Raw genomic sequence first — 10,051 nt, 5'->3', positions numbered from 1 at the left:
AAGCCTTTGGATTGCGCTAATTCTGATTGGTACTCCTTGGGCAGCACGTTCTTTTCTTCTAGGTAAAAATGAACCTTACCTTCTGATGATTTATGGTCTACAATTTCAAAATAATCCATAACGCCTTCCGGTAACAAATACTGTGCTAATTTTATATCCAAGATCTAATCTGTTTTTGTCAAAGATAAAGTTTCTCCCCAAGTTTTACGTTTGATCCATAGTATGGCGTTTAATCGCTACATTACTGAGTGTTCTGTGCAACTTTAGAGGTGCTAGAAACGTAGGATTTTTCCTTTTCAGGCTGACCACTATTTTTGCTTAATCCTAAAATCCCACAACTTTTGGACTTGATCCAAGTTGATCCCTGAAGCACTACCCAAGCCTGAATAAACACTTGACTTTACTCCATAAAAAAAGCCACTATTTCTAGTGGCTTATCTAAACTTGCTCCTCCTCTTAGGCTCGAACTAAGGACCCTCTGATTAACAGTCAGATGCTCTAACCAACTGAGCTAAGGAGGAGTGTTTTCGCTGTTGCGAGTGCAAATATAGTATGTTTTTTAACTTCTACAAAGCTTTTTGAAAAAAATTTAATTAAATATTGCTTTAAAGACATCATTTCCGTTGGCAAATAGCACCAATGCTATTAAAATGAAGAATCCAACTGTTTGTGCATACTCCATAAATTTGTCACTTGGCTTCTTTCCAGAGATCATTTCGTATAGCAAAAACATTACGTGTCCACCATCTAAAGCCGGAATTGGCAATAAGTTTAAAACCCCTAACATAATCGATAGAAACGCTGTAATGCCCCAAAAGTATTCCCAGCTCCACGTAGAAGGGAAAATGTCGAAAATAGCTTTAAAACCACCAACACCCTTGTAGGCACCTGTACTCGGACTAAATATTAATTTTAACTGACCAAAATAGCCTGTAATTTGATCAGTGAATTTAGCATATCCAACACCAAAGCTTTCACCAAAAGTATATTCCTTTCTAACGATATCAAAATACCCTAATTCTGCAAATAAGGTAGGGAATGATCCTGCAATAACTCCAAAACGACCTTCATCGTCAATTTGAAGCGTTTTCGTTATCGTTTCTTTATCTCTTAAGACTTCTACGGTTACCGTTTCTCCTTTAACCGTTTTTAATTTAGAGACCACTTGATCTGAGTATCGCAACTTATCCCCATTTACAGATAAAATAATATCCTTAGGTTTTAAACCCGCTTTACTGTTCTGCGATGAATCGGGAACGTTACCAATCATAAAAGGAATTCGTCGCTCAAAAAGGCGTCTATCTTGACTTGTCGATAGCTGACCTAAAAAGTCTACAGGTAAAGCTATTGTTTGTTCAGCACCATCACGTTTAATGGTTACAGTTTCGGCTCCAATAATATTGGTTCTAACATCTGATACGTTTACAATTTTAGCAGTACCCACCATCACAATATCATCACCAGTTTGAAACCCTAAATCGGTTAACAACGGATTATCAATTAAATAACCATCCTTTATGCTATCTGCAGAAATATCGGTATCTCCGTATGCAAACGCCGCAACAATGTAAATGATTAGCGCCAGTAAAAAGTTTACAAAAACACCTCCCAACATAATTATTAATCGTTGCCAAGAGGGCTTAGAACGAAACTCCCAAGGTTCTGGCGGTTTTTCCATCTGTTCCTTATCCATACTCTCATCGATCATTCCAGAAATTTTAACGTAACCTCCTAATGGCAACCAACCAATACCATAAACGGTATCGCCAATTTTTTTCTTGAAAAGTGAAAATTTCACATCAAAAAACAGATAGAATTTTTCAACTCTCGTCTTAAATAATTTCGCTGGGATAAAGTGGCCTAACTCGTGAAGAACGATTAATAGTGAAAGACTTAGTAAAAACTGACTTATTTTTATAACAAATTCCATGTATTCTTATATATTCATTTTTATAACGCCCAAAAGTAAGTATTTAGGCTTAGTTTAAAAAGCGATTATTGCTTTGCTTTACCAAATAGCAATATATAAGCCAAAAACCCATGAAGACTCTCTTTTTCATTGTATTTTTGTACTTCACTTTCAGAACGTTTTAAAATGTTAGATTTTTTTAAGGGCTATAAAAAGTTCGCCATCGGTTTCGGAATATTATGCGCGGTTATCATTGCTATTATTTATTCTGTTTTAAATGTCGAAAAACCGCTACCTATTTACCAACCCAGTCAAGTCGATACAACCCTTGTAGATAGCACTATTCAGTACGTTAAAAAATACCATAAAATTGCCGATTTTAGTCTCACGAACCAAAACGGAAAAACAATTACTCAAAACGATTATAAAGATAAAATTTACGTTGCCGATTTCTTTTTCACTACGTGCCAGACGATTTGTCCGATTATGACAGATCATATGCTAGCGATTCAGAAAGAAATTATTACCGACGATGAGGTTAAGTTATTATCGCACTCTGTTACCCCTGTTATTGACAGCGTTGCACAATTAAAAAAGTACGCACTACAAAAAGGGGTTAATGATAAAAAATGGAACCTAGTTACCGGAGATAAAAAGCAAATTTACGAACTGGCTAGAAAAAGCTACTTAGCCGTAAAAAGCGATGGTAATGGCGATAAGTACGACATGATTCATACCGAAAACTTTATGCTTATCGATAAAAAACGTCAAATTCGCGGCTTCTATGATGGTACCAACCCGGAAGCCATTTCTGAACTTTTAAATGATATAAAAACGTTAAAAAAAGAATATAAATAGCAGTTTTTAAGCTACAATTTTTTTTAGTGTCCTTTTTTCACTTACTTTTGCTTCTTTAAAATCAATCTAAATAAGCTTGCAACTAACAATAGCACATCTTAAACGCGGAGAAAAAGCCATAATAGTCGATGTCTCATCGGTTCACATTCCATTAAAACTATTAGAAATGGGCTGTTTACCTGGCAACGATGTTATGCTTGTGCAAGTCGCGCCTTTTGCAGACCCCATGTATTTAAATATTAATGGCAGCCATCTAGCAATTAGAAAAGAGACTGCTCTGCATATATTAATTGAAAAAATAGGTTAATGAGTAAGCAGATCAATGTCGCTTTAATAGGCAATCCCAATACCGGTAAAACCTCTGTGTTTAATGCTTTAACAGGTTTAAACCAGAAAGTTGGGAATTATCCAGGTATTACCGTCGAAAAAAAAGAAGGAATCTGCAAGCTACCGCGTGGGCTTAAAGCTCATATTATCGATTTACCCGGTACTTACAGTTTAAACGCGTCCTCTTTAGATGAAAACGTCGTTATAGAACTGCTTTTAAATAAAAACGATAAAGATTTCCCCGATGTTGCTGTTGTGGTGAGTGATGTCGAAAATTTAAAACGAAACCTTCTTCTTTTTACGCAAATTAAAGATTTAGAAATCCCGTCGCTATTGGTCATTAATATGGCCGATAGAATGAAATATAAAGGTATTTCGTTAGATATCGATTATTTAGAAAAACAACTCAAAACAAAAATCGCCCTCGTTAGTACGCGAAAAAAACAAGGGATAGATAATTTAAAGCAATTAATAATTAATTATAAAGACCTCTCTACTGAATGCTGTTTAAACGCTTCGGAAATTGATGTCGATTATTTTAATAAACTGCGTAAAGCGTTTCCTAATCAACTACTGTATAAATTGTGGCTGGTAATTACGCAAGATGTAAACTTCGGAAAAACTACTAGACAAGAAATTGAAGCCATTAATGGTTTTAAAACAAAATCTGAAGGTGACCTAAAACGCCTCCAACAAAAAGAGACGATTAAACGGTATCAGTTTATAAATAACGTCTTAAAAAAAGGACAAGATATAGATGTTTCTCAGGCTAAAGATTTACGTTATCGTTTAGACCGCATATTGACGCACAAAGTTTGGGGTTACGTTATATTTATGTTTATTCTATTAACTATTTTTCAAGCTATTTACGATTGGTCGAGCGTGCCTATGGACTTTATCGATAGCGCGTTTGCTTCATTAAGCGAGTGGATAAAAAACTCACTTCCTGGAGGCGCACTTACCAATTTAATAGCCGAAGGTATTATTCCTGGCTTAGGCGGTATTGTTATCTTTATTCCGCAAATAGCCTTTCTATTTTTATTTATCGCCATTCTAGAAGAAAGCGGCTATATGAGCCGGGTGGTATTTTTAATGGATAGAATAATGAGACGTTTTGGTCTTAGCGGCAAGAGTGTTGTCCCGTTAATATCAGGAACCGCTTGTGCTATTCCTGCAATAATGGCAACTAGAAATATTGAAAACTGGAAAGAACGCCTAATTACTATTTTAGTCACCCCGTTTACAACGTGTTCGGCACGTTTACCAGTCTACCTCATTATTATATCGTTAGTCATTCCTGAAGGACGTATTTTAGGCTTAAGTTATCAGGCACTAACACTTATGCTACTCTATCTTATAGGATTTACGGCCGCAATTGTTTCTGCCTATATCTTAGATAAAATATTAAAAATTAAGAGTAAAACCTTCTTTGTAGTGGAGATGCCAAACTACAAACTCCCTTTACTTAAAAACGTTGCATTAACGGTTGTCGAAAAAACAAAATCTTTTATTTTTGGAGCCGGTAAAATTATTTTAGCCATCTCTATTGTATTGTGGTTCTTAGCCTCTTATGGCCCTGGTAAAGAATTTAATAATGCAGAGGAAATAATGACCAAAGAATACGCTTCTCAAGACTTAACCGAAGACGAATTCCAACAAAAAATCGGGTCTTATAAATTAGAACATTCTTTTATTGGTATAACAGGTCGCGCCATAGAACCTGCTATTAGACCTCTAGGTTACGACTGGAAAATTGGTATCGCCTTAATAAGTTCGTTTGCTGCCCGTGAGGTCTTTGTGGGCACCCTCGCTACTATCTATAGCGTTGGTAACGACGATGAAGATACTATAAAAAACAGAATGGCTGGTGAAGTGAACCCAATTCTGGGTGGTCCTTTATTTAATTTCGCCTCTGGTGTTTCTCTACTTCTATTTTATGCCTTTGCGATGCAATGTATGGGTACTTTGGCCGTGGTAAAACGTGAAACCAACAGTTGGAAGTGGCCAATATTACAATTGGTAGTAATGACGGGGTTTGCTTACGTTGTTGCTTTAATTGCCTACCAATTACTGAAATGATTTTGTAATACGTACGACTAAGCAGTCGTAGAGTAAACTAAATACTTTTATGAACGCACTAATTCAAAACATACTCGCTTTTAGCATTCTAGCTTTAGCACTTGCTTTTTTAATTAAGAAGTTTTTCTGGAAAAAGAAATCGAAAAAAGCGTGTGGCACAGATGAATGTGGTGGTTGTCATTAAGAACTTAATGTGAACCATTTAAATAAGTCAGTTAAACTTAATTATTTCACTCAATCTTAAACTCGACTCTTCTATTTCTATTACGACCTTCCTGTGTGTCGTTATTAATGATCGGCATAGAATTACCGTATCCAATAGAATGGATTCTCTCTTTACTCAATCTTAAAAATTCAGCAACTGAATATGCTCTTTTTACTGAAAGGTCTTGATTGAAAACAGCAGTTCCAACAGTATCAGTATAGCCAGAAATTATAATTTTAGTCTCATCATTTTCATTTAGATACTGATAAACTCCGGCTATTTCCGATTTGGCCATATCCAACAATTCGAAACTATTGAAATCGAAAACAACATTTTTAAATACGTAATCTTTGTTTAAATCTAATTCTAGGGGCTTTTAGTCACTTTTTCTAATAGTTCTTTACTCTTAGCTGCGTTCACTACACCCACTGCTTTCCTTTCAATGGTGATGAAATCAATATAATAATAAGACATATCAAATTTACTCTTATCGACTACGAGGCGTTTATCCGTTTTTGAATTCTTTTTAAAATTTCTAATAATAACAAACGTCTCATAACCCTTGGCATAAAAATCTTTTCAAGTCGAACCCAGTCCGTTTTATTATCGTAATACGCGCTACTATCAAAATTATGAATTGAATAATCTGCAACACCCATCTTCTTTAATAATTTTTTAGAAAGCCCCGTAAAAACAGCGACTTTGAGTTGTTCTGCAGACATAAGAAAACCAATATCTTTAATAACAAAATCGGAATTTTCAGCCAAGTTAATATAAAAGGTCACTGTATACTCCACACCTGGTTCTAAAGCATGCATTAGCTCGCCTTGTATGTATTCGCGATAGTCGTCATCAGTATACAAATAAAAACCTGCATATTTGTTACCAAATAGTGTTTCCTGAAATCCGTTCTAGTTATAAGGAATGCCCGTTTCTCTTTCAGAACACGAGTTAAATAAATCTGTAGAGCCATAAGTTGGAGAAGACCAAAAGGAAACATTCGCATCAAAATTTCCAACCAATTCTGTACATCTCCTCGCCTCTTCAAAACTAGGGTTCAACACTAAATTCTGAGAAGAGACCGTTATTGAAAAAACCAAGAAAAAAAACCTTAAATTAGGCATACTTTCCCTATTGTCCTAGCATTTCTTAACTCTTGTAAAGCCTGAGGTTAATACGCCTCAACGTCCAAAAGCAAAACATAATCTGAAGCGTTTACCTCAACCCCATATTCGGGATATGGTGATACGTTCATCGCTTGTATCGTAAGGGATTCATCTTTAAAAATGATATCGGTTTCTTGACCCGTTGGGTTTCTTTTAAAACCAATGGTTATTGTTTTTGCCTCCGCTTTATTACCTCCGTGTTGCACGTCAACTAAAAGAACAACTTCACCAGCCCAAATACAATTCACGTTTTTAGGACAACGCGAATCAGAAACCACACTAACAAATTTTATAGTAACCCCTTTTAAAGTTGCTGTTTTTTGTATGGGGAGTTTTGTAATTATAACAGGTGCTTTTACAGTAGTATCGGTACTATCCTGAGCAAAAAGCCCAACTGAAAATAAAAGCGCAATAACAAAAAGTAATGATTTCATAGCGGTATGTATTTTAAACTTCTTTTAAAAATAAATTTTTAGCAACGTTTTGCGACACTACCATTTCGGTCGCATTAAATTTTATTTTTACAGAATTATCAAAAGGTTCTTTATGGAGGACTTCAATAATGGTGCCCAACCCAATTTTGTTACCATCTAAGTATTTTAAAAAATGAGACGACGTATCTTTTACGCCCACACAGGTATAAATGTGACTAATTTCAGATTGAGATAACGCTATTTTATCAATGTTTTTAAAATTTCCATTTTTATCAGGAATCGGATCGCCGTGCGGATCATACGAGGGGAATTCTAAAAAAGCATCCAACTCGTTAATCAATTTCTCAGAACGAATATGTTCCAAATGTTCGGCTACCTCGTGCACTTCATCCCATGTAAAATTAAGTTTTTCAACTAAAAACACTTCCCATAATCGATGCTTTCTAACAATATTTACGGCAATGTGTTTCCCTTTCTCGGTTAATACAACACCTTGATATTTTTTATAGTTAAGATATTCTTTCTCCGAGAGTTTTTTAACCATATCGGTAACAGACGATGCCTTTGTCTCTAGTGCTTCGGCTATAGCATTGGTGTTTACCATTGCCTTGCCATATTTACCCAAATGATAAATAGCTTTAATATAGTTTTCTTCTGTTAATGTAATCATAGATAGCGTGTGATTTACAAATATACACATATAAAAATCTAAATATAAATTTAGACTAATCTAAATATTAGTTTACATTTGCAGAAAATAATTTTAATATGAGACTAATTTACACGTTGCTATTCACTTTTATATCTTTGGGGTCACAGGCACAAGAATTTTATAAAATTAGTGGCAAAATTTCTTCAGAAAATCAACCACTAATTTTTGCAAATGCTTATTTGGAAGGCACAAATAAAGGAAGTACAACAAACGAGAATGGCGCTTTTAGTTTAACAGGAATACCTTCAGGCACCTACACCCTAGTAGCGTCGTTTGTGGGCTACAGAACAGAAAGAAAACACATAAAAATCACAACTAACGATGTGACTATCACTTTCGATTTAATTGAAAAAAACGATTTAGACGAAGTTGTGGTTACAGGAACACGCACAGAGAAGCGCAAAACCGACTCCCCAGTAATTGTTAATTTAATTAATAGTAAAACCTTAGAGCAAGTAAGCGCTACCGATCTTTCTGAAGGTCTGCGTTTTCAACCAGGACTACGTGTAGAAACCGACTGCCAGACGTGTAACTATACACAAATTAGAATGAATGGTTTACAGGGTGGCTACTCGCAAATATTAATCAATGGACGTTCTATTTTTAGTCCGTTAACTGGACTTTACGGATTAGAGCAAATCCCCGTGAATATGATAGAGCGTATAGAAGTCGTCCGTGGTGGTGTATCTGCGCTTTATGGCTCTAGCGCTATTGGCGGTACCGTAAACGTTATCACCAAAATCCCTAAATCTAATGACTACAGTGTAAATTACAACTACGAAAGTATAGACGGTGATGCTACCCAAAGTCTCATAACCGGTAACGCTACCGTTGTCAGTGAGGATTATAATGCTGGAGCGAACTTCTTTGTAAGTAACAGAAAACGTACAGCGTATGATGCAAACGGTGATAATTTTTCAGAATTACCAGAATTAAGAGGAAACTCTTTTGGTATGAATGCCTTTTATTTACCAACCGAAAACTCAAAACTAGAAGTGAGTTTAAGTAGTCTTTTCGAACACCGTTACGGCGGAGAAATAGTAGATAAACCTGCCTATTTAGCAAATCAATCTGAAGAACGCGACCACCACATTTTAATGGCGAGTTTAGATTATCAAATTAATTTTAACGCCGATAAAAGCGCCTTAATAGTCTATTATGGCGGACAAAAAACCGATCGCGACCATTACACAGGAATTATTCCCAATGATGAGATAGAACAACAGGCATTTTACGCCAATCCTCCTTATGGAATTTCGGAGGTATTAACACACCAAGGTGGCACGCAATACAATCAACGTTTTAATGAGTTTCTAGGCGGAAGCACCGTGTTTACTGGTGGATTAGAATATGTTTACGACACTGTTTTCGACGAGATAAATGCCTACAATTATTTAATAGACCAAACCACAAGAAACGTTGGAGCCTTTGTACAAAACGACTGGAATGTTACCGAAAACCTTAATTTCTTATCTGGTTTTAGGCTGGATAAGCACAATTTAGTAGACCACACTGTATTTAGTCCGCGATTATCTCTGCTTTACAAATTAAAAGAAACGACACAATTTCGATTAGGCTGGGGAACGGGGTTTCGCGCACCGCAAGCATTTGATACCGATTTACATATTGCTTTCGCAGGTGGTGGAATTTCACGAATTAGTTTAGATCAAGATTTATTTGAAGAACGTTCAAACAGTTTTACAGCCTCAGTAAATTACGATAAAGCGACCGAGCATTTAATTGCTGGTTTTACCGTTGAAGGATTTTACACAAACCTAAAGGATGCTTTCTATTTAGCACCCATAGGATCGGATAGCTTTGGTGATCGTTATGAAAAAAGAAACGGTAGTGGGGCAACAGTAAAAGGAATAACTTTAGAAGCTCGCGCCAATTTCGACTACCTTTTTGAAGTCGAAGCAGGGTTTACATTACAATCTAGCGCATTTAGCGATGCCGTAGAAAACAGCGAAGGCTTAGAAGCTAAAAAAGAGTTTTTAAGAACGCCTAATGATTACGGTTATGCCACTTTTACTTACACCCCAACTAAGACATTTAACGCTAGTGCGAACTTAGTATATACTGGTGCTATGGATATTATACACGTTGCAGGAGAAAACACAGGTCAAACTATTGACGAATACTACAAAACGCCTACGTTCACAGAATTAAGTTTACGTGCTGGTTACACATTTAATTTAGATAAAGTTAGCACGAGTTTAGAGCTTTATGGCGGTGTTAAAAATGTTACTAATAGTTATCAAGACGACTTCGATTTAGGAAAAAATCGAGACAGCAATTATGTCTACGGTCCCGGAGCGCCACGCTCCGTTTTTGCGGGAATTAAAATTAAATCGCTGTAGT

10 protein-coding genes, 1 tRNA gene and 1 pseudogene are annotated in these 10,051 nt (G+C 35.9%); 5 read left to right on the top strand and 7 right to left on the bottom strand.

Annotated elements, in window-relative coordinates; genetic code table 11:
- Window positions 1-447: 447 nt before the first annotated feature.
- Together ES676_RS13940 and rseP are read right to left on the bottom strand one after the other, a co-directional pair.
- Window positions 448-521: transfer RNA gene (locus tag ES676_RS13940), tRNA-Asn, on the bottom strand.
- Between the two features lie 68 nt (window positions 522-589).
- Window positions 590-1,930 (bottom strand): RIP metalloprotease RseP, encoded by a 1,341-nt coding sequence (gene rseP, locus ES676_RS13935; protein WP_148370941.1) that lies wholly within the window; start codon window positions 1,928-1,930, stop codon window positions 590-592.
- 165 nt (window positions 1,931-2,095) lie between these two features.
- Here rseP and ES676_RS13930 point away from each other — a divergent pair, with 165 nt between their 5' ends.
- From ES676_RS13930 to ES676_RS13915, 4 genes are all read left to right on the top strand, one after another.
- On the top strand, window positions 2,096-2,767 hold the full coding sequence (locus ES676_RS13930) for an SCO family protein (protein ID WP_148370940.1): 672 nt from the start codon (window positions 2,096-2,098) through the stop codon (window positions 2,765-2,767).
- 76 nt (window positions 2,768-2,843) lie between these two features.
- Window positions 2,844-3,074, top strand: coding sequence for a FeoA family protein (locus ES676_RS13925; RefSeq protein WP_148370939.1), 231 nt, complete (start codon window positions 2,844-2,846; stop codon window positions 3,072-3,074).
- Window positions 3,074-5,173 carry a ferrous iron transport protein B gene (feoB, locus tag ES676_RS13920; protein WP_148370938.1) on the top strand — a complete coding sequence of 700 codons (2,100 nt, stop codon included), beginning with the start codon at window positions 3,074-3,076 and terminating at the stop codon, window positions 5,171-5,173. The genes ES676_RS13925 and feoB overlap by 1 nt, the downstream gene beginning before the upstream one ends.
- Window positions 5,174-5,222: 49 nt before the next feature.
- Window positions 5,223-5,357 carry a FeoB-associated Cys-rich membrane protein gene (locus ES676_RS13915; protein ID WP_148370937.1) on the top strand — a complete coding sequence of 45 codons (135 nt, stop codon included), beginning with the start codon at window positions 5,223-5,225 and terminating at the stop codon, window positions 5,355-5,357.
- A gap of 46 nt (window positions 5,358-5,403) precedes the next feature.
- On the opposite strand, the pseudogene ES676_RS13910 reads toward ES676_RS13915, so the two are convergent.
- The 5 genes and pseudogenes from ES676_RS13910 to ES676_RS13890 form a co-directional block, all read right to left on the bottom strand.
- Window positions 5,404-5,691, bottom strand: a pseudogene (locus tag ES676_RS13910) (OmpA family protein); the annotation flags it as partial.
- A 181-nt stretch (window positions 5,692-5,872) separates the two neighbouring features.
- The gene (locus ES676_RS13905; protein ID WP_148370935.1) at window positions 5,873-6,241 is read right to left on the bottom strand and encodes a hypothetical protein; all 369 of its coding nucleotides are present in this window, start codon (window positions 6,239-6,241) and stop codon (window positions 5,873-5,875) included.
- Between the two features lie 48 nt (window positions 6,242-6,289).
- Window positions 6,290-6,502, bottom strand: a complete 213-nt coding sequence (locus ES676_RS13900) for a hypothetical protein (protein ID WP_148370934.1) — start codon at window positions 6,500-6,502, stop codon at window positions 6,290-6,292.
- A gap of 47 nt (window positions 6,503-6,549) precedes the next feature.
- The gene (locus ES676_RS13895; RefSeq protein WP_148370933.1) at window positions 6,550-6,978 is read right to left on the bottom strand and encodes a hypothetical protein; all 429 of its coding nucleotides are present in this window, start codon (window positions 6,976-6,978) and stop codon (window positions 6,550-6,552) included.
- 13 nt (window positions 6,979-6,991) lie between these two features.
- Complete coding sequence (locus ES676_RS13890) at window positions 6,992-7,648, bottom strand: metal-dependent transcriptional regulator (RefSeq protein WP_148370932.1); 657 nt, start codon at window positions 7,646-7,648, stop codon at window positions 6,992-6,994.
- 98 nt (window positions 7,649-7,746) lie between these two features.
- Between ES676_RS13890 and ES676_RS13885 the strand changes: the two genes are divergently transcribed.
- On the top strand, window positions 7,747-10,050 hold the full coding sequence (locus ES676_RS13885; RefSeq protein WP_148370931.1) for a TonB-dependent receptor: 2,304 nt from the start codon (window positions 7,747-7,749) through the stop codon (window positions 10,048-10,050).
- Window position 10,051 lies beyond the last annotated feature (1 nt).

The sequence above is a fragment of the Bizionia saleffrena genome (genome assembly GCF_008086175.1).
GTDB lineage: Bacteria > Bacteroidota > Bacteroidia > Flavobacteriales > Flavobacteriaceae > Bizionia > Bizionia saleffrena.
Note: the sequence above shows the minus strand (reverse complement) of the source record. Positions and strands in the feature narration are given on the sequence as shown.

Bases quoted from the DNA above. Each gene is read 5' to 3' on its own strand.
- ES676_RS13895 (WP_148370933.1), bottom strand. From the start codon at position 6,978: ATGAAATCATTACTTTTTGTTATTGCGCTTTTATTTTCAGTTGGGCTT.
- feoB (WP_148370938.1), top strand. From the start codon at position 3,074: ATGAGTAAGCAGATCAATGTCGCTTTAATAGGCAATCCCAATACCGGT.
- ES676_RS13930 (WP_148370940.1), top strand. From the start codon at position 2,096: ATGTTAGATTTTTTTAAGGGCTATAAAAAGTTCGCCATCGGTTTCGGA.
- ES676_RS13885 (WP_148370931.1), top strand. From the start codon at position 7,747: ATGAGACTAATTTACACGTTGCTATTCACTTTTATATCTTTGGGGTCA.
- ES676_RS13915 (WP_148370937.1), top strand. From the start codon at position 5,223: ATGAACGCACTAATTCAAAACATACTCGCTTTTAGCATTCTAGCTTTA.
- ES676_RS13900 (WP_148370934.1), bottom strand. From the start codon at position 6,502: ATGCCTAATTTAAGGTTTTTTTTCTTGGTTTTTTCAATAACGGTCTCT.
- rseP (WP_148370941.1), bottom strand. From the start codon at position 1,930: ATGGAATTTGTTATAAAAATAAGTCAGTTTTTACTAAGTCTTTCACTA.
- ES676_RS13890 (WP_148370932.1), bottom strand. From the start codon at position 7,648: ATGATTACATTAACAGAAGAAAACTATATTAAAGCTATTTATCATTTG.